Raw genomic sequence first — 18,785 nt, 5'->3', positions numbered from 1 at the left:
ATCATCTTATTGCTTAATCTAGCATACTTTATTGCTTTCTATCTCTTAATGACCTCATTCTCATAATATGGAAACTATAGACTGGGCTGTACTTGCATTTACCTTAATTTTTATTGTGGTTTATGGAACCTATAAAACACAAGGAAGTAAAAATGCCGAAGAATATATAAAAGGCGGTAACTCATCAAAATGGTGGACCGTAGGTCTATCTGTTATGGCAACACAGGCAAGTGCCATCACTTTTTTATCTACCACAGGGCAAGGTTTTTATGATGGAATGGGATTTGTACAATTCTATTTTGGACTGCCTATTGCAATGGTCATTATATGTCTTGTTTTCATCCCTATATACCACAGGCTTAAGGTCTTTACTGCTTACGAGTATCTAGAGAGTAGGTTTGATCTTAAAACACGCTCACTAGCTGCTATCCTCTTTTTAATACAGCGTAGTCTCGCAGCAGGTATTACTATCTATGCTCCTGCCATCATTCTCTCTGCCGTATTAGGTTGGGATCTTACAATGCTCAATATTCTTATAGGTATCGTTGTGATTATCTATACCGTTTCTGGTGGCACAAAGGCGGTGAGTATTACACAAAAGCAACAAATGGCAGTCATCTTTGCAGGGATGGCAATTGCTTTTTACCTCATACTTGACAAACTTCCAGAAAACATAAACTTTACAGATGCGCTAAGCATAGCCGGTGCTGGCGAAAAAATGAACCTTCTAGATTTTTCTTTTGACCTTAGTAACAGATATACAGTCTGGACAGGTCTGTTAGGAGGTACTTTTTTAATGCTCTCTTACTTTGGTACAGACCAGAGTCAAGTGCAGCGTTACCTCTCTGGTAAAAATGTAAAGGAAATGCAAATGGGTCTTCTCTTTAACGGTGCTCTTAAAATACCTATGCAGTTTTTCATACTACTGGTAGGTGTGATGGTTTTTGTCTTTTATCAATTTAATAGTGCACCGCTGCACTTTAATCCCGCGGCGACAGATGCAGTTAAATCATCTATTTATGCAAGTGAATTTGCCTCGCTAGAAGAACAACTTCTTACAAACCAAGAACTACAAAAACAAGCAGCATTTAACTATGCTCAAGACCCTACTCTTGACACTTATGAGCGAGATGGTGAGACGCTATCTTACATCACTACCTATGAAACTAGAGATAAACAGTTACGTAAAAAAGGAAAAACTATTATCTCAAAAGCTGCTCCAGAAGTAGAGAATAATGACAAAGACTATGTCTTCATTCACTTTATACTTAACAACTTACCTAATGGCCTTATAGGCTTGCTTCTTGCTGTAATATTAAGTGCTGCAATGTCATCTACCGCATCTGAGCTCAATGCACTGGGTGCAACCACAGCCGTAGATCTTTACAAGCGCAACTACAAAGGAGAGATGACAGATGCGTTATATGTAAAAAGCACCAAAGGTTTTACACTTATGTGGGGTATACTCGCCATTATTGTAGCCTGTACGGCCAGCCTTTTTGAAAACTTAATACAGCTAGTAAACATTATAGGTTCTATTTTTTATGGAAATATCTTAGGGATATTTTTACTAGCCTTCTTTATCAAATTTGTAAAAAGCAATGCCGTATTTATCGCAGCGCTTATCACGCAGGTAATTATTATTATCGTTTACGGCTTGATACATTATGATATTATAGAGTTTCCGTACTTGTGGCTTAATGTAGTAGGCTGTGGTCTTGTGATGGGGCTAGCAATGTTGCTACAGGCAAGCTTTGGGAGTTCTAATAAGGACTATGTGTAATTTTCTTTTTTGAACGCTTTCGCGAAAGCAAAATACTCCTATAAATAACAACCACTATGACAAACTGGGCAATACTAGGCTGCGGAAAGATAGCTGGCAAATTTGCAAATGACCTCCTCCTCACCGAAGGTGCAAACTTATATGCCGTAGCGAGTCGTGATAAAGAAAAGGCTGTAAACTTTGGTAACACCTACAAAGCTGTAAAGTCTTATGGTAGTTATGAAGAGATGGCGCAAGATCCAGACATAGACATTGTTTATATCGCTACGCCACATATGTTTCATAAGGAAAATACGCTCCTCTGTTTATCAAATAACAAGGCTGTGCTCTGCGAGAAAGCTTTTGCTATGAATCTTAATGAGGTTGAGGAGATGATCGCTTTCGCGAAAGCGAAAAAAACATTCCTAATGGAAGCATTATGGACACACTTTTTACCACATTATAAATTTGTACTTGACAAAGTAGCTAGTGGCACCCTAGGAGAGATACAATCACTTAAAGCAGATTTTGGTTTTAATAGTCCGTTTGACACGACTTCTAGGCTGTACAATAAATCCCTTGGTGGCGGTAGTTTACTAGACGTAGGTATCTATCCTGTTTTTGCAGCGCTCTCTTTACTTGGTTATCCAGAAGATATAAATGCTAAGGCTACTCTAGGCCCTACTGGCGTTGATCATAACTGTACTATTAAACTGCGTTACCCTACTGGGGTGGAGGCACAACTATTTTCGGCGATAGATGAGGAGACACCTACACGCTGCCATATTGTTTTAGAAAAAGGAGAAATTATCATAAACAGCCGTTTTCACGAACCGAGCTCAGTAACCCTTACCGAAAATGGAGTGACAGAAACACTAGAATTTTCTACGCCTAATGATGTAAATGGATATCATTATGAGATACTACATTGTCAAGAGATGCTTGCCTTAAAAAAGACTGAGAGTGATGTAATGACATTTTCTAAGAGTAAAGAACTCATTATGATGCTAGATAAAATAAGAGCGCAAATAGGGTTATCTTATTAAAAATGAGCTCTTACATTTAGATTATTACAACTCAGTCTCATAAAATGACGGTTGGGTAACAGCAGATTGTTTTCACGAAAGTGTGGTGATACATTTACATCATCAATTAAAAACAACAACTCTAAAAATCTAATCATTATGAGAACAATTATCTTTTTATTACTAGCAGCCGTATCATCTTTTTCTTTTGGGCAAGAAGCATCTGGAGTAACTGTAACCGTTACTATCCCAAACCTAACAAATAATGACGGAGCTGCCTCTGCCTCATTATACACAGAAGGAACTTTTATGAAGGCAGCTCCTCTCGACACACAGTCTGCAACACCAGAAAATAAAACAGTTACACTCGTTTTTGAAAATGTAAAACCAGGTGAGTATGGTATTATCACATTACACGATATGAATGGCAATAACCGTATGGACTTTGAAGCAAATGGTATGCCTAAAGAAGATTATGGAATTTCTGGAAGTGGTGCTGGTTTTGGTCCTCCTACTTGGAACGATGCTAAGTTTACAGTAGCATCTGATGATTTAAAACTTGAGATTAAAATGTAATGTTGGGATCATATAACAACTCAAAAGTCTGTGTCTTGTACACAGACTTTTTTTGTTTGTGGTGTTTACTTCTCATCACCTTTGTAGAGGGTTATAATTAATCATTTCTTATTTTTGTGATAGATAACCTTACCAATGACTATAACTCAGCTTAAATATGTGCTTGCTGTTGCAGAGCATCAAAACTTTACTAGAGCGGCTCAAAAAACTTTTGTTACGCAACCCACGCTTAGTATGCAAATACAAAAGCTAGAGGACCAGCTGGATGTACAAATATTTGACCGTAGTAAGAAGCCCATAGAGCTTACAGATATAGGTGCAAAAATTGTACACCAGGCGCGTAATATTGTAAATGAAGCAAATCGCATTACAGACATTGTAGATCAACAAAAGGGATATATAGGTGGAGAGTTTAAGCTAGGTGTAATACCCACAGTAATGCCTACGTTATTACCTATGTTTCTTACTAATTTTATAAAGAAATACCCTAAGGTTACTCTCAAAATAGAAGAGCTTAATACAGATCAAATAATGGAACGTCTTGAAGAGGGGCATCTAGATGCAGCCATAGCTGCAACACCTCTAGAAAACCCAAACATAAAAGAACGACCATTATACTATGAGCCTTTTATGGCATATGTGCCAAACAACCATAGATTATCAAGTAAAGAGGTGTTAGAACCTAGTGATCTAGATACTCAAGACTTATTGCTACTAGAGGACGGTCACTGTTTTAGAGACGGAGTTATTAACTTATGTACTACTCCTCGCAACAAAGACGAAGAAAAATTTACACTAGAAAGTGGAAGTTTTGAAACACTTGTAAAGTTATCAAACGAGGGACTAGGGATGACGCTTTTACCTTATCTACATACTTTAGATATGCCTATTAAGGAAAAAGAATTATTTAAGGAATTTAAGGAGCCATCTCCCGCTAGAGAAGTGAGTATCATTTTTCATAAAAGTGAACTAAAAATGCAGATTATTGAGGCGTTGCGTTCTACCATAGCTGGTGTTGTAAAAGGTGCAATTACTTTTCAAAACGTACAGATTATAAGTCCGCTTAACAAATAGGTTGATTACAATAGATATATAACTAAAAAAGCCCCGTAGTACGGGGCTTTTTTTACGGTTTTAGATATATTAAACATTGTCCTAAATCTGGCCTTGTTTCTACAAGTGTATTGATCCAGATTCTTAATTCATCTATCTCGTAAGGTAATAATCTCTTAATAGCCTTTTCTAGTTCTTTACAAAATAATGAACTATCAAAACTTACCTTATCAAGAATAGTCTTCGTGTATTCAAACATTGCTCTCGCCATATTCGAAGGTTTTTATAGGTTAGACTTTTAAAGGTAGTTTTATAACAATAGGCTGGTTTTTTTGAATTCCATTCTATAAATATACTACATAATGATCACAAAAGTGTTAACAAACGGCGTTATAACTTCTTAAAAAATAGTTAATTATCTAAAATCTATTATCTCCATCTAGTAAATCTCCAAGTCCTCCTAGTATAGAACCTTCGCCTCTTTTATTTCCTCCAGTTTTTGGAGCCATTGCTAGTACGCGATTTGCCAGACGACTAAAAGGTAAGGACTGTATGTAAACCGTTCCTGGACCTGTTAGGGTTGCAAAAAACAATCCTTCACCACCAAAAATGGTGTTTTTAATACCTCCTACAAACTCTATATCATAGTTTACGGAGCTATCAAAGCCTATAATACAACCTGTATCTACTTTGAGGCGCTCACCGGGAGCAAGTTCTTTTTTAAGCATTGTACCGCCTGCGTGCACAAACGCGATGCCATCGCCCTCTAGGCGCTGCATAATAAAACCTTCTCCTCCAAAAAGCCCTCTACCTAGCTTACGCGAAAATTCTATCCCGACAGATACGCCTTTTGCAGCACAAAGAAATGCATCTTTTTGACACACAAACTTCCCTCCTATCGCTCCTAAATCTATCGGAATGATTTTACCGGGATATGGAGAAGCAAAGCTTACTTTCTTTTTACCCACAACATCATTATAAAATGCAGTCATAAACAGGCTTTCTCCAGTAAGGAGTCGCTTTCCTGCCCCAAAGATCTTACCCATTACCCCCGTATCCTTTGCAGAGCCATCGCCAAAAATAGTTTCCATACGAATCCCTTCCTCCATCATCATAAAGCTTCCTGCTTCTGCTATGACTCCTTCTTGAGGATCTAGCTCTACCTCAACATACTGCATCTCCTCGCCGAAGATTTCATAATCTATTTCGTGTGCGTTCATTTTTAAAGTTTTTGATTGTGACTATAGGTAGTAATATAGAAAGCTATGTTACAAAACTCGCATAAAAAAAAGCCTACAACACTGTTGTAGGCCTTGTTATATATAAATATATCTTACGTTTTATAATTCTTCTAGCTCATAACTTAACACCTCAGTTACTAGACCACACTCATCTTCTTGTGGAGTAATTTGTGCTGTAATTATCGTCTGGTAATCTTCTTTTTCTATTCTAATTGTATAGCTACCATCTCGCTCATCTGGGCCTTCATAAACACCTGGAGAAACTTCTGTTAATACTGCTGTAAAAGTCTGGTCCATAACGGTTATGGATACATCTTCTAGCAAGGCATTAGTACTAGCATCACGTATGGTTATACTAAAAGTAGGTAGAATCTCTGTAGTACAGTCTGCCACTGGATCCTGCGTGTCTTGATCATCATCACCTCCGCAAGCAATTAAAGTTACAAAGCAAAAGACAAAAAGTAGGTATTTCATAATAGTTACATTTTTTTTTACTAAGATACTTAATTTATAAAAAGTTTGCGTTTTATAAATTATCAAGCTGGTTACTACTTTTATCATCACTTATGGTCCAGAAGAAACCTACAAAGAAAAACTGATCTGTTGCTGGCCTAAGCGCTCGCCTATTAAACATTCCTGCTGTGTCTGGGGTATCTGCATACTGGTAGCCATTTATGTTTCTTAAACCTAGCACGTTATTGATAGAGAAGTATAATATCTTTTGTTGTGATAAAAGATAGGCCCAGTTTACACTCAAGTCATTAAAAGACTTTGTATTTGCCTGTAAAAAACCTGGGGTGTTTCGGTCTGTATAGGTTCTACCAGAACTGTGCTGAAAACTCATCCCTATTTGTGATTTCCAGTCTTCTACAAAATACTTTGCCACAATAGAGACACTATGAGGACTAGCAAAAGTAGGCCTCGCCTGCTCGGGATAGTTGAGATATTTTCTCTCAGAATCTAGATAAGAATAGCTCACCCAGTAATCCATATTTTTAATACTGGTATTATCTCTCCAAAATACGTCTACACCTTGTGCATAGCCGCTCCCCTCGTTTGTAAAAACACTCTCTGGGCTAGCAAACTCTGTTGTAGAAGTGATTAAATCACTATACGACTTTCTATAAGCCTCTGCTCTAAAAATACGACCGTTATCACTGTATTGATAGTTTGCAATGTAGTGTGTAGTTTTTTGAGCTTCAAAATCTTGACTAAACTTCAAAAAGTCATTAAGCGGATTTTGATAAAAGTCACCATATGCTAGCGATAGTTGACTCTTTGCTCCTGTCTTATAGGCTATACTCGCTCGAGGCGAAAATGTAACATCTTTCATATAGTCTGTATAACTCGCTCTCGCTCCTAGTTTTATAGCAAAGTCTCTGGAGAAGATAATATCACTTTCGGCAAAGGCGGCTGTGATGTTACTTTTAAAATCATAGTTTGCAGTAAACATATTGTCATTAACCGCAACGGTGACATCTTCATCAAAATCTGTGATAAACTGTTCGGCGCCAAAGGAGAGTTTAAATCTATTTGAAAACCTTTTCTTTAGTTTGAGCTTGAGGTGTGCACTGTTTTCTGTGTCTAGAACCTGGGTTGTAGATTGTATGTTGGCTTCATTTCGCGCAAGCGTATAACTACCTCCTGTTTGTATACTCCACGTATCATTAAGCATACCCGTGTATGATGAGTTTACATATACATTACTGTTAGTAAGCCCTAGATTAAATCCTTCTGGGTTGTTTATATCCTCTTGTGTGATATCAAAGCTAGTGCGATCTCCAGCGGCATAGAGTTTAAAAAGTCCATCTGTAGTTCTATATCTATATACAGCCTCTCCCGCCAGTGCTTGAAAGGGTTTGTTAAAGTTATTACGATTAGAAAATAACGCGACATAAGGCGCCAGATTGATGTATGAGGTGCTCAAACTGAGCGAACTTTTTTCAAATTTTCTAGTAAGACCTAGCCCTGCCCCTACAGACATTATAGAGATGTCTGTTTTGTTTTGATCTGGCTCATCTACCGTGTTAAGTAATAAAACACTAGACAGGGCTTCCCCATATTCGGCAGAATATCCTCCGGTAGAAAATGTGATCCCGTCAAAAAGAAATGGGCTATACCTGCCTCTTGTAGGTGTATTGTTTGCCGTAGGTGTATAGGGTGTAAAAACGCGTATGCCATCTATAAAAATTTGAGTCTCTCCAGCATCTCCACCACGCACAAAGAGTCTACCATCTTCGGCCACTGTGGTGGTACCTGGTAAGGTTTGTAAAGCACCTACAAAATCACCTAGCGCACTTGCTGTGGTAACCACATCTAGTGGTTTTAAAACAGATACTTTACTGTTATCACTTGCCTCAAAAGTACCTGCAGAGAGTACAACCGTTTCTAGTGAGTTTATATCTTCTCGTAGTTTAATATTAAGGTTTTTAAAAGTGCTTACATTCATAAAAATCTCATAAGGCTCGTATGATAAGAAGGTGACTTTAAGTAGCTGCTCTCCAGTCTCTGTAGTCGTAAAAGAAAATATGCCTCTTGCGTCTGTGCTTGCACCGTCATAAGTACCGTCCAGAAATACATTTGCACCTTCTATTGGCACGCCTTTGGGATCTGTCACTACGCCAGAAACGGTGGTTTGGGCAGTGAGAAAATAACTTGATAAAATGAGTAAGAGTGATAAAAGAGGTTTCATAAGTGGTTCGTTAGATTGATTGTGGGACAAATATGAAGGGAATCCCGCTTTCGCGAAAGCGTAATACTCCCAACCGTCATAATCTGCAACTCAATTGTAATATTTTGTACATTGAGGTTATGACTAAAGATGAAAAGCTGAATAATTTTTATAATCAAGAAGTGCCTTGGCTAGCGAGTTTAAAGAAAATAAGAGGGCTTCTCAAGAGTACAGATCTGGTAGAAGATGTAAAATGGGGAATGCCAGTGTACACCATTAATAATGATAATGTAGTAGGTGTTGCTTCTTTTAAGCAGCACTATGGCTTATGGTTTTATCAAGGTGTCTATCTTACAGATGCTGGTAAGATACTGCGTAATGCACAAGAAGGAAAAACCAAGGCAATGCGCCACTTACACTTTACAGAAGATGATATTATAGATGAAAAACTCATTACATCTTATGTAGATGAGGCTATACAAAATGCTCGAGATGGTAAAAAAATGCCTGTGGTGCGCTCTGTAAAGAAAGTGCTATTGCCTACAATGCTTAAAAATGAACTCTATAACGATGCACAGCTTAAACTACATTTTACTGCACTCACAAAAGCGAAACAACGCGCCTATGCAGATTATATAAATGAGGCAAAGCAAGAGGCCACAAAGCGCAAGAGACTAGATCGCTGTATCCCATTTATACTTGAAGGTAAAGGAATAGATGCACTCTGGAAGAAAAACTAATTTAAAATTACCTACACCGTGTCTGACGTAAAAACCAAAAAAAATGACCAGTCTCCAGTAGACTTTATAAATGCTCTTGCACATACCACTCGCAAAGGAGACAGTCTTTACTTACTTAAGCTTATGGAAACCGTAACCGGAAAGAAGCCGGTAATGTGGGGAGATAGTATTGTAGGGTATGATGAGTATGAGATGGTGTATGCCTCTGGAAGAAAAGCACACTGGCCTATGGTGGGGTTTTCTCCTCGCAAGCAAAATTTGAGCATATATATTATGCCAGGTTTTAGTGTTATAGATGACCTTCTGCCGGCATTAGGTAAACATAAAACGAGTAAAGCCTGCCTGTATATAAATAAACTAGCAGATGTAGATCTGGACATACTTAAACAGATTATAGAACGAGCGATTACCTATATGAGGGCCAAGTATTAATACATTCTTAACCTTAACATTGCAATTGAGTAACGCTCTAGATATACTTTTATCCCGTTATAATTCAGGATTGCATAAAAGATTCGTTGTTTGAAAGGGCAACGGATTTTTTTTGTTTGATGTGGTTACGCTTTCGCGAAAGCGTAATTATTTATAATTCAGAATATAATAGCCTTCATAGTCTCGAATAACCTTGTTTTAATTTTAAGTTATCATAGGGTTTTATAGACGTAAAATATGCGATAAACTTCTCAAAATGTAAAGGTTTACTAACGTTTACATCTCATCATCTAGTGGGTAGATTTCTACTTTTAAGGGATTAATCAACCACAAAAATCACACAGATGAAACAACATTACTTTTTATTACTTTTTACATTCTTATTGAGCTGTAGTATACAAGCTCAAGACCTCATCATTACGGGCGTATATGACGGGCCTCTATCTGGAGGAACTCCTAAAGCTATAGAGCTTTATGTACTTAATGACATTTCTGACCTATCTATATATGGTGTTGGCTCTGCAAATAATGGAGGCGGTACAGATGGTGTTGAGCTTAGCCTAGAAGGAAGCGCAGCTGCCGGAGATTTTATTTACATCGCGTCTGAGCAACCTAACTTTAATACGTTCTTTGGTTTTGATCCAGATTATGTAAATGGTGCTGCTGGTATAAATGGAGATGATGCCGTAGAGCTTTTTATGAATGATGCGGTTATTGACACCTTTGGTGATATAAACGTAGATGGAAACGGAGAAGCTTGGGAATATCTAGATGGATGGGCTTCTAGAGTAAATGAAACAGGACCAGATGGAAGTACTTTTGTAATTGCAAACTGGAGCTTTAGCGGGCCTAATGAAAATGATGATGATAATATGGCTACACAAGCAACAGCAACAAACGCGTGGCCAATAGCTACTTATGAAGCTGCTACAACCACTTTACCTACTATTACTTTTACAGAAGAAAAAACACAACTTACAGAAAACGAAGGTGCGGTAACACTAGAAGTTACAATATCTGAGTCTGCAACCGTAAGTGCTGTAGTAGAAGTAAGTTATACAAATGATGAGAATGAATCATTTACAGTAGATAATGCTGTAAACTTTGTAACAGGTGAGGCTACCACACAGCAAGTAACTTTTACACCTGTAGATAATGAGGACCTTTCTATAGACTATTATGTATCATTAAGTCTTACAGATATTACAGGAGCTACAGGGGGTGAGACAGTATCACACGCAATATATGTAGTAGATGATGAGGCTCACGCCCCTACAGCAACAAATACCCTAGGTATGGTATTCTCAAATAACATAGAAGTAAACGGAGCTGAGATTATAACATTTGACGCTGGATCAAGCAGACTGTTTGTATCAAATGCTGGTGATGCTGCTGTAGAGATTTTAGACTTTACAGACCCTACTGCTCTTACTGTACTAAACTCTATTGTTTTAGACACGTACGGTAGTGAGGTAACAAGCGTATCTTCATATGATGGTGTTGTAGCGGTAGCTGTACGTGCAGAAGACCAAAGTAATGGCCAAGTTGTATTTATGGATACAGACGGTACAGTTTTATCAAATGTAATGGTAGGGTCTTTACCAGATATGTTAACCTTTACTCCAGATGGATCAAAAGTACTCGTAGCAAATGAAGGAGAGCCTAATGCAGATTATACAGTAGACCCAGAAGGATCAGTATCAATTATAGACCTTGCAGCTGGCGCTGCGGCTGTGGTACAAGATGACGTGACTTCGCTTTCTTTTACAAGTTTTGATTCACAACTTACAGAACTTACAGATGCTGGGGTTCGTATCTATGGTCCAGGAGCAACTGTATCACAAGACTTAGAGCCAGAATATATTACTGTAAGTGACGACGGTGCTACTGCTTATGTATCACTTCAAGAAAACAACGCATATGCGGTAGTAGATATCACTGCTGCAACAATCACATCTATAATACCTTATGGATATAAAGATCACCAATTACCAGAAAATGCTATAGATGCTTCAAACAGCTTAGACTTTGTCTTTATGTCTACTTGGCAAACTTTAGGAATGTATCAACCAGATGCTATTGCAAACTATACTGTAGATGGCACACAATACCTTGTAATTGCAAATGAAGGTGACTCAAGAGATTATGACGGCTACAGTGAAGAAGAGCGTGTAAAAGATCTTGACCTTGATCCTACTGCATATCCTAATGCAAGTATCTTACAACAAAATGAAACACTGGGAAGACTTAAAACAACAAGCGCTACTGGTGATATAGATGGTGATGGAGATATAGACCAGATTTACTCTTATGGTGGACGTTCTTTTGCTATTCTTAATGCAGAGACAGGTGCTATTGTTTATGACAGTGGAGATTTACTAGAGCGCATAACTTCTGAAGATGAAGTATACGGAGCCATCTTTAACGCTACAGATGATGAAAATGCGTTTAAAAACAGATCTGATGATAAGGGACCAGAACCAGAAGCCGTAACCCTTGCAATGATAGATGACGTTTGGTATGCCTTTGTAGGTCTTGAGCGCATAGGTGGTGTAGCTGTATTTAATATATCAGATCCAGAGGCACCGGTATTTGAAACCTATGTAAATAATCGCGATGTAACACCAGATGCCGAAGATCCTGCAGGTGATCTTGCTCCAGAAGGAATTGTTTACATACAGCCAGAAGATAACGCTACAAACACGGGACTTATAGTTGTGGCAAATGAGGTAAGCTCTACAGTATCTGTGTACACACTCGCAAATGATGTACTCACAACAGATGACTTTAATGCAGAAGCTAGCCAAACTTTGGCTTACCCTAACCCTACCGTAGGTAACACACTTTACTTTACAAAAAACACAAGCTTTACACTTATAGATATTTTAGGTAGAGTATTAATATCGTCTAAGGAAGTAACACAGGCAGACATTAGTACACTTACCACAGGTGTTTATATTGTAAACTTTGAAGATGGCACAAGCCAGAAGATTATCAAGAACTAAGTAAAAACAATTACTATTAAAGCTCCTTTGCCTATCTTGGGTAAAGGAGCTTTTTCTTTTTAAGAAAACAGGTGTTATTACGCTTTCGCGAAAGCGTAATAAAGAAAACCACACACCAACACACTGTCCTTCAATAAATAAAAAAACTTTTTACAACAGCGTGTAACACTTTGTAAGAATAACCTACTTATAGATAACAAAGCCACCAACCATTGGACAAAACCACCGAAGAAAAATTTGTTACCCTACTGGAGGAGAACCAGAATATTGTGCACAAAATATGCAGGTTGTATACAAACAATCGCGACCAGCACAATGACCTCTTTCAAGAGATAACGATACAGTTATGGCGTGCCTTCCCTAAGTTTAGAGGAGATTCAAAATTCAGTACCTGGATGTACCGAGTGGGTCTCAATACTGCCATCACTTTATATCGTAAGTCTAAGAGAACGGTACAAACACAAGATTTTGACTCTGTGATGTTCCGCATCTCTTCTGAGGAGTATGATGATACGGTAGAACAACAATTAAAGTTAATGTACAGTGCTGTAAAGGAGCTTAACGATATAGATAAAGCACTTGTGTTTTTATATCTAGAAGATAAAAATTATAGCGAGATCTCAGAAACCTTAGGTATCACAGAGGTAAATGCTAGAGTAAAGATGAATAGAGTGAAGAAAAAGCTCAAGAAAATATTAAACCCATAATCATATGGTAGACGAATTAGAATTGCTAAAAAAAGATTGGCAAAAACAAGAAGACACCCTTCCTAAATACACAAAGGAAGATTTGTACCCTATGCTCCTTAAGAAGTCTTCTTCTATAGTGAAGCTTATATTTATTGTAAGTCTTATAGAATTTGCTTTTTGGATTGTACTCTCATTTGCTTTTAACGACAATGAGACAAAAGCTTTTGAAAAACAGTTTGGGTTACAAACCTTTGATACTATCGTACTTGTTGTGCATCTTACGGCTCTTGTGGTTTTTGCCGTGTGGTTTTATAAAAACTTCAAAAAAATACAAGCCACAGACTCTGCAAAAGTATTAATGAAAAATATTATCAAAACGCGTAATACGGTAAAGTACTACATTTGGTTTAGTATGGCATTTGTAGCGATTGCCTCTACTATTGCTTATGCAATTATGATACAAAATAACCCAGCCCTTGCAGATGAGAATTTACTGTATCTCTCACTCAAGTTTATTATTGTAATAACTATAGCCCTTGGATTACTATGGGGACTTTATAGAATTATTTATGGGTTATTATTAAGAAAGCTCAATAGAAATTATAGAGAACTTAAGAAATTAGAAATTTAACTGTAGGGGGTTTAAATTTCTATACAAGGCAATAGGTCAAGCTGTTGCCTTACCATAAAAAAAGCGATAATACCTGCTGGTATTATCGCTTTACTTTTTTAGTTGGATTTCTAGACTAGGCTAGTATTCCCACTGTCTTTTCTTATTGAGTGCTTCTTCTGCCTCTATCTCTTCTGTAGGGATCACTTTTAAGAAAGAAGGATGTTGCTCTATTGCATATTCTAGCTGCTCTACAATCTTCTCTACAGAGTCGTTCTCATAATCTATCTCTAGTGGTTCTTTTACCTCAAAAGATTGTAAGATGCCACGTTTTTTAATACGCAAACCTTTCTTATCAAAACTTCTTCTAAAACCATCTATCACGATAGGCACTACAATAGGCTTGTAATTTTTAATAATGTGCGCCGTTCCTTTTCTAATAGGTTTCCACGGTTTTGTGGTTCCTTGTGGGAAGGTGATTACCCAGCCATCATCCAGAGCGATACCTATGTTTTCTGTATCCTTAAGGTTTACTTGACGTTCTATCTCTTTACCTTTTTCTCTCCAGGTACGACTCACGGTAATGGCTCCTGCATAAGCCAGTATGCGCGGTAGTAAACCAGACTTCATTGTCTCGCCTGCCGCAACGTAGTATAAGTTAAGTTTTGGCCTCCAGAGGTAACCTATATTTTTTATAGAATCTGTACGACCGCTTAGACTCGCATTAAATACGTGAAACATAGACACCACATCTGCAAAGTAGGTCTGATGGTTAGACACAAAAAGCACGTTAGTATCTGGTAAATTTGTGAGTATCTCTGAACCTTCTATCTGTAGCTCATTAAAGCCGCGGTAACGCCTGTGTGTCATTGCTCCTGCAATACGAATGAGCCAGCGTTTTAAGAATAGTATATGTCCAAATGGATTTTTTTTGAATAGCCCCATTTAATAGTTTAAAGTTGTGTGCGTTTGAGTGCGCTTTCGCGAAAGCGTACTTGGTTACAAACAGCCTGTAAATATACAAAAGACCTTACAATATTAAAGATTTCTTAACAAGAGCTCTTACCTCACTGAGCATCATTGCAGTAGCTCCCCACACTACGTGACCTTGCAACATATAGGCTGGTACTTCTACCTCATCCATATACGAGGTAGTGAGGCGCTGGGTAATTACAACCTCATCAGACAAGAATTCTGAGAGTGGTACGGGTATGAGATCTTCTACCTCTGTTTCTTGAGCTTTAAAAGCGGGAGTATGTTGCACGTAGCCTATAAATGATTGTACATAAAAATTACTGGGTGGTATATAAATATTAGTAAGTTCACGCACGAGTGTGACCGCATCTTGAGCAACACCTACCTCCTCCTCTGTCTCACGCAAGGCGGTATGTGCGAGGTCTCTATCTTCTTGCTCAACTTTCCCTCCCGGAAACCCTACCTGATTAGAATGTACTCCTTTATAGGTCTTACGCAGTATGAGTATAAGCTCTGTCTCCCCCTCATTATTAGGGTAAAAAAGGGACATCACACCAGCTTGTCTAGGGTTGTGCTTTGCAATATCTTCTTCCTTAAGCTCTTTAAGCCGCTCTTGTGGTGCCATCTCAAGCTGTACATCACGCCCGGGAAGCGGTAGTTTTCTTATTTTTGAAACTAATTCTAAAAATGACTCAAACTTCATATATGCGCACCTTTCTCTGGATTATTATAATTTTTGCTCTAAGCACAAGTTGTCAAGATAAGAAATCTGAAAGTAAATCTGTAGCCAAAAAGGTTGTGATACAAGATACCATCACACCTATAGAAACTCTTGATGAACAAGATCCTTCACCAGATATGGGCACTATAAAAGAGCCTACTATAAAAGGGCAAGAAGATGTTATTGATTTCTTTACTACCTATGGAGAAAACAACCCTGAGACTAAGGTGAGAATTACGACTCGTTTTGGAAATATTGAGGTACAACTTTATGAGGACACGCCACTACACAGAGCAAATTTTATTATGCTTGTAAAGAATGGCTATTTTAACACAACACAGTTTCATAGAGTCTCGCCTAACTTTGTTGTGCAGGGTGGTAATAATGACACACAAGGTACTGCGCGCAACCGGTCAAGCTTTGGGAGTTACTTGATTCCTAATGAGGCAAATTCCTCACACACGCATACTAGAGGGGCTTTTTCTTCTGCTAAGTACACCGAGCAAAATGTAAGTAATGCAACCGCTCCTTTTGAGTTTTTTATAGTACAACCTTCTCGCGGTGCACATCACCTAGATGGAGATCACACCGTTTTTGGCCACGTGACTAAAGGTATGAGCGTGATAGATGAAATTAATAAACTAGAAGTAGACGGCAGTGAGTGGCCACTAGAAAATGTGTATATGACTATTGAGATTATAGAATAATCGTTACTCTATGAGCGCTGTCTTCTAGCCTCAAAGATTAATATTCCCGCTGCTACAGATACATTCATAGAGTCTATTTTACCACGCATAGGGATTTTAATATTTGTACCCACCGTTCTCCACTCTGGAGATAAACCAGTAGCCTCTGTACCTACTACAATAGCACTACCACCAGTATATGCCTGCGTTGCATAGTCTACCGCCTCTTGTAATATGGCACTGTATATAGCAACATCCATTTCTTGCAAGAAAGAGATAACCTCCTCCGTACTCCCAGTAGCAATTTGTGTTGTAAACACACACCCCACGCTAGAGCGTATGATGTTAGGATTATATAAATCTGTTTTGGGGTTTGCTATAATAACGGCATCGACCGCGGCAGCATCTGCTGTGCGAAGTAGTGCGCCTATGTTACCAGGTTTTTCTGGTGCTTCGGCAACTAGTATGAGTGGGTTTACTGGTAATTGTAATTCTGATAATGTGGTTTTTTTTGCTTTCGCGAAAGCGATCACCCCCTCAGTACCTGCTCTGTAAGCTACTTTTTTATAAACTTCGGTTGCTAGGCTCGTAAGGGATATCTTGGCCCCCACAAGTTCTTCTACCGAAGATGGCGTTATAAGTTGCTCGTCATAATACACCTCAGTAATGGTATAGCCGCCAGCGATAGCGAGCTTAATCTCACGTTTACCTTCTATTATAAAACCACCTTCCTTCTTACGAGTGCGTGACTTTTCTTGAAGTTGAAGTAAACGTTTTACCGTTGGGTTTTGAAGACTAGAAATATATTTTGACATAGCGCAAATGTAGAATATTCTGAAGATTAGATAAATAGTTGCTCAAAATAGTTGATAATTACAAAATGTAAAGTATATTTGACATTATAATAAAATATCTTTCCATTTTGGAAAGTTAAGTTATAATTACTTAAAGAAAATCAGTATGAGTATAAAGAAAATTATTGCGTGCGAGCGCAGGAGTCTAGGGAAGGTTAGCAAGTTTCAACTACCACATCATTTTAAAAAAGTGGGTTGGGTACTATTTATAGTTTCTTTTATATCGCTATTTGCATCTAGCATAATCATCACAGATGAGAGTCTAAAATCAACAATAGTGGTGATTGTAAAATACACGATGCTCATAGGTTTACTTATAGTCTCTCTAGCCAAAGAGCCTATTGAAGATGAGTTTATCAAGAGTATGCGTATGAAGTCATATATGATTGCTTTTATACTAGGAGTGATACAAACGCTTATTATGCCATTTATTACGCTAGGTGCTGAGACTATAGTAGATGGTGGCTCAACACTAAAACCGGTAAACGACTTCTTTGTACTATGGGTATTACTATTTTGCCAGATATTAGTTTTTCACGTTTTTAAAAGCACTGCAAATGACTAACTCTCTTAAGGTAGAACGCGCTATACTAGATCTCACTCAAGATGATCTCGCAAAAAAAATAGGCGTCTCAAGACAAACTATAAACTCAATAGAAAAGAATAGGTACGTACCATCTACCGTACTTGCTTTAAAACTATCTGCGCTTTTTAATAAACCCGTAAACGATTTTTTTAAACTCACCGAAGAAGATTAAACTCCTTTGTAAGTAATCGCCTATTTTTACTACAAAACAAGCTAATTATAACTAATTCAAAATGAAAAACAATCTACTCGTACTAGCAGCTATCGTACTGCTCGCAAGTTGCAAGACAGAAACAAAGCAAACTACCATTACAGAAGAAACTGTAGCTGAGACACCGCTAAGAGAATATCCAGAAGATATAGCCGCTATTTTTAAAGCGCACGGAGGTATTGACACTTGGAATGCAATGAACAACTTATGCTTTACACTTCCTAAAGGTGATATAGAAGAAGTACATACTGTAGATTTAAAATCTAGAAAAACACGTATCGAGACACCAGCATATACTTTAGGTTTTGACGGAGAAAAAGTATGGCTCAAGCAAGATAGTCTTGCTTTTAAACCAGAAAGAGCACGTTTTTACCACAATCTTATGTTTTACTTTTATGCAATGCCGTTTGTACTAGGTGATGAAGGTATCACGTATAGTGAGGCTCCTGCCCTATCTAAAGATGGTGTAGATTACCCTGGTACAAAAATTAGCTTTGAGGACGGTGTAGGTGACGCGTCTGATGATAATTATATCATCTATAGAGATCCTAGTACAAACCAAATGGCGTGGCTAGCATATACAGTTACCTATGGTAAGGAAGGTCCAAGCGAGCGTTACAGCTACATTAAATATGACAAGTGGCAAGAAGTAAATGGATTACAACTCCCTAGTGAGCTACAATGGTATAATGTAGAGGAAGGACAACCTACCGAGATGCGCAACGCAATGAACTTTACAAAACCCACAGCTACACCTACTCAACTAGATAAAAATCTATTTGAAAAACCTGCAGACGGAACATTTGCAGAGTAAGCTTGCAATAACAAAGTATAATCTCAAACGCTATTCTTTATGAATAGCGTTTATTTTTTTACACAAACTACTGTTATTCAATTAGTAATGAGTTTATAATTCTATATTAACATCTATCCTTTTACCGGTAAAAT

General features: G+C 37.9%; 20 protein-coding genes. 13 read left to right on the top strand and 7 right to left on the bottom strand.

What is annotated here, in order from left to right; all coding sequences use genetic code 11:
• The first annotated feature begins 67 nt into the window (after positions 1–67).
• The 4 genes from Q0948_RS07060 (at position 68) to Q0948_RS07045 (ending at position 4,437) form a co-directional block, all read left to right on the top strand.
• Positions 68–1,783 carry a sodium:solute symporter gene (locus Q0948_RS07060; RefSeq protein ID WP_298351249.1) on the top strand — a complete coding sequence of 572 codons (1,716 nt, stop codon included), beginning with the start codon at positions 68–70 and terminating at the stop codon, positions 1,781–1,783.
• A gap of 56 nt (positions 1,784–1,839) precedes the next feature.
• Positions 1,840–2,808, top strand: coding sequence for a Gfo/Idh/MocA family oxidoreductase (locus tag Q0948_RS07055; protein ID WP_298351252.1), 969 nt, complete (start codon positions 1,840–1,842; stop codon positions 2,806–2,808).
• A gap of 138 nt (positions 2,809–2,946) precedes the next feature.
• Positions 2,947–3,363, top strand: a complete 417-nt coding sequence (locus Q0948_RS07050; RefSeq protein WP_298351257.1) for a DUF2141 domain-containing protein — start codon at positions 2,947–2,949, stop codon at positions 3,361–3,363.
• 135 nt (positions 3,364–3,498) lie between these two features.
• Positions 3,499–4,437 (top strand): LysR family transcriptional regulator, encoded by a 939-nt coding sequence (locus tag Q0948_RS07045; RefSeq protein WP_298351260.1) that lies wholly within the window; start codon positions 3,499–3,501, stop codon positions 4,435–4,437.
• Positions 4,438–4,489: 52 nt separating this feature from the next.
• On the opposite strand, the gene Q0948_RS07040 is transcribed toward Q0948_RS07045, so the two are convergent.
• The 4 genes from Q0948_RS07040 to Q0948_RS07025 all read right to left on the bottom strand — a co-directional run bounded on the left by Q0948_RS07040 (position 4,490) and on the right by Q0948_RS07025 (position 8,349).
• Entirely contained in the window at positions 4,490–4,687 is a 198-nt protein-coding gene (locus Q0948_RS07040) for a hypothetical protein (protein ID WP_298351263.1), read from the bottom strand.
• Positions 4,688–4,835: 148 nt separating this feature from the next.
• Positions 4,836–5,636, bottom strand: a complete 801-nt coding sequence (locus Q0948_RS07035; RefSeq protein WP_298351268.1) for a TIGR00266 family protein — start codon at positions 5,634–5,636, stop codon at positions 4,836–4,838.
• Between the two features lie 120 nt (positions 5,637–5,756).
• Positions 5,757–6,131: a hypothetical protein gene (locus tag Q0948_RS07030; RefSeq protein ID WP_298351271.1), complete on the bottom strand. Its 375-nt coding sequence runs from the start codon at positions 6,129–6,131 to the stop codon at positions 5,757–5,759.
• 52 nt (positions 6,132–6,183) lie between these two features.
• On the bottom strand, positions 6,184–8,349 hold the full coding sequence (locus tag Q0948_RS07025; RefSeq protein ID WP_298351273.1) for a TonB-dependent receptor: 2,166 nt from the start codon (positions 8,347–8,349) through the stop codon (positions 6,184–6,186).
• Between the two features lie 32 nt (positions 8,350–8,381).
• Between Q0948_RS07025 and Q0948_RS07020 the strand changes: the two genes are divergently transcribed.
• From Q0948_RS07020 to Q0948_RS07000, 5 genes are all read left to right on the top strand, one after another.
• Complete coding sequence (locus Q0948_RS07020) at positions 8,382–9,068, top strand: DUF1801 domain-containing protein (RefSeq protein ID WP_298351276.1); 687 nt, start codon at positions 8,382–8,384, stop codon at positions 9,066–9,068.
• Positions 9,069–9,086: 18 nt separating this feature from the next.
• The gene (locus Q0948_RS07015) at positions 9,087–9,500 is read left to right on the top strand and encodes a DUF1801 domain-containing protein (protein ID WP_298351279.1); all 414 of its coding nucleotides are present in this window, start codon (positions 9,087–9,089) and stop codon (positions 9,498–9,500) included.
• 344 nt (positions 9,501–9,844) lie between these two features.
• Positions 9,845–12,505, top strand: a complete 2,661-nt coding sequence (locus Q0948_RS07010; RefSeq protein ID WP_298351282.1) for a choice-of-anchor I family protein — start codon at positions 9,845–9,847, stop codon at positions 12,503–12,505.
• Between the two features lie 212 nt (positions 12,506–12,717).
• Entirely contained in the window at positions 12,718–13,212 is a 495-nt protein-coding gene (locus Q0948_RS07005; RefSeq protein WP_038596653.1) for a sigma-70 family RNA polymerase sigma factor, read from the top strand.
• A 4-nt stretch (positions 13,213–13,216) separates the two neighbouring features.
• Positions 13,217–13,825, top strand: a complete 609-nt coding sequence (locus Q0948_RS07000; protein WP_298351286.1) for a hypothetical protein — start codon at positions 13,217–13,219, stop codon at positions 13,823–13,825.
• A gap of 120 nt (positions 13,826–13,945) precedes the next feature.
• On the opposite strand, the gene Q0948_RS06995 is transcribed toward Q0948_RS07000, so the two are convergent.
• On the bottom strand, positions 13,946–14,749 hold the full coding sequence (locus Q0948_RS06995; RefSeq protein WP_298351289.1) for a 1-acyl-sn-glycerol-3-phosphate acyltransferase: 804 nt from the start codon (positions 14,747–14,749) through the stop codon (positions 13,946–13,948).
• 85 nt (positions 14,750–14,834) lie between these two features.
• The gene (locus Q0948_RS06990) at positions 14,835–15,482 is read right to left on the bottom strand and encodes a CoA pyrophosphatase (RefSeq protein WP_298351292.1); all 648 of its coding nucleotides are present in this window, start codon (positions 15,480–15,482) and stop codon (positions 14,835–14,837) included.
• A gap of 2 nt (positions 15,483–15,484) precedes the next feature.
• Here Q0948_RS06990 and Q0948_RS06985 point away from each other — a divergent pair, with 2 nt between their 5' ends.
• Positions 15,485–16,207 (top strand): peptidylprolyl isomerase, encoded by a 723-nt coding sequence (locus Q0948_RS06985; protein ID WP_298351294.1) that lies wholly within the window; start codon positions 15,485–15,487, stop codon positions 16,205–16,207.
• 8 nt (positions 16,208–16,215) lie between these two features.
• Here Q0948_RS06985 and Q0948_RS06980 read toward each other — a convergent pair whose 3' ends face one another.
• The gene (locus Q0948_RS06980) at positions 16,216–17,001 is read right to left on the bottom strand and encodes a TrmH family RNA methyltransferase (protein WP_298351297.1); all 786 of its coding nucleotides are present in this window, start codon (positions 16,999–17,001) and stop codon (positions 16,216–16,218) included.
• Positions 17,002–17,146: 145 nt separating this feature from the next.
• On the opposite strand from Q0948_RS06980, the gene Q0948_RS06975 reads away from it, so the two are divergent.
• The 3 genes from Q0948_RS06975 (at position 17,147) to Q0948_RS06965 (ending at position 18,651) form a co-directional block, all read left to right on the top strand.
• Complete coding sequence (locus tag Q0948_RS06975) at positions 17,147–17,605, top strand: hypothetical protein (RefSeq protein ID WP_298351300.1); 459 nt, start codon at positions 17,147–17,149, stop codon at positions 17,603–17,605.
• Positions 17,598–17,798 (top strand): helix-turn-helix transcriptional regulator, encoded by a 201-nt coding sequence (locus Q0948_RS06970; RefSeq protein ID WP_298351303.1) that lies wholly within the window; start codon positions 17,598–17,600, stop codon positions 17,796–17,798. The genes Q0948_RS06975 and Q0948_RS06970 overlap by 8 nt, the downstream gene beginning before the upstream one ends.
• A 61-nt stretch (positions 17,799–17,859) precedes the next feature.
• Positions 17,860–18,651 (top strand): DUF6503 family protein, encoded by a 792-nt coding sequence (locus Q0948_RS06965; RefSeq protein ID WP_298351306.1) that lies wholly within the window; start codon positions 17,860–17,862, stop codon positions 18,649–18,651.
• The last annotated feature ends 134 nt before the right edge of the window (positions 18,652–18,785 follow it).

It is taken from the genome of uncultured Dokdonia sp., assembly GCF_947496725.1.
GTDB lineage: Bacteria > Bacteroidota > Bacteroidia > Flavobacteriales > Flavobacteriaceae > Dokdonia.
The sequence above is the reverse complement of the archived record's forward strand: the minus strand, read 5'-3'. Positions and strand labels throughout refer to the sequence as shown.

Bases quoted from the DNA above. Each gene is read 5' to 3' on its own strand.
- Q0948_RS07060 (WP_298351249.1), top strand. From the start codon at position 68: ATGGAAACTATAGACTGGGCTGTACTTGCATTTACCTTAATTTTTATT.
- Q0948_RS07055 (WP_298351252.1), top strand. From the start codon at position 1,840: ATGACAAACTGGGCAATACTAGGCTGCGGAAAGATAGCTGGCAAATTT.
- Q0948_RS07050 (WP_298351257.1), top strand. From the start codon at position 2,947: ATGAGAACAATTATCTTTTTATTACTAGCAGCCGTATCATCTTTTTCT.
- Q0948_RS07045 (WP_298351260.1), top strand. From the start codon at position 3,499: ATGACTATAACTCAGCTTAAATATGTGCTTGCTGTTGCAGAGCATCAA.
- Q0948_RS07040 (WP_298351263.1), bottom strand. From the start codon at position 4,687: ATGGCGAGAGCAATGTTTGAATACACGAAGACTATTCTTGATAAGGTA.
- Q0948_RS07035 (WP_298351268.1), bottom strand. From the start codon at position 5,636: ATGAACGCACACGAAATAGATTATGAAATCTTCGGCGAGGAGATGCAG.
- Q0948_RS07030 (WP_298351271.1), bottom strand. From the start codon at position 6,131: ATGAAATACCTACTTTTTGTCTTTTGCTTTGTAACTTTAATTGCTTGC.
- Q0948_RS07025 (WP_298351273.1), bottom strand. From the start codon at position 8,349: ATGAAACCTCTTTTATCACTCTTACTCATTTTATCAAGTTATTTTCTC.
- Q0948_RS07020 (WP_298351276.1), top strand. From the start codon at position 8,382: ATGAAGGGAATCCCGCTTTCGCGAAAGCGTAATACTCCCAACCGTCAT.
- Q0948_RS07010 (WP_298351282.1), top strand. From the start codon at position 9,845: ATGAAACAACATTACTTTTTATTACTTTTTACATTCTTATTGAGCTGT.
- Q0948_RS07000 (WP_298351286.1), top strand. From the start codon at position 13,217: ATGGTAGACGAATTAGAATTGCTAAAAAAAGATTGGCAAAAACAAGAA.
- Q0948_RS06995 (WP_298351289.1), bottom strand. From the start codon at position 14,749: ATGGGGCTATTCAAAAAAAATCCATTTGGACATATACTATTCTTAAAA.
- Q0948_RS06990 (WP_298351292.1), bottom strand. From the start codon at position 15,482: ATGAAGTTTGAGTCATTTTTAGAATTAGTTTCAAAAATAAGAAAACTA.
- Q0948_RS06985 (WP_298351294.1), top strand. From the start codon at position 15,485: ATGCGCACCTTTCTCTGGATTATTATAATTTTTGCTCTAAGCACAAGT.
- Q0948_RS06980 (WP_298351297.1), bottom strand. From the start codon at position 17,001: ATGTCAAAATATATTTCTAGTCTTCAAAACCCAACGGTAAAACGTTTA.
- Q0948_RS06975 (WP_298351300.1), top strand. From the start codon at position 17,147: ATGAGTATAAAGAAAATTATTGCGTGCGAGCGCAGGAGTCTAGGGAAG.
- Q0948_RS06970 (WP_298351303.1), top strand. From the start codon at position 17,598: ATGACTAACTCTCTTAAGGTAGAACGCGCTATACTAGATCTCACTCAA.
- Q0948_RS06965 (WP_298351306.1), top strand. From the start codon at position 17,860: ATGAAAAACAATCTACTCGTACTAGCAGCTATCGTACTGCTCGCAAGT.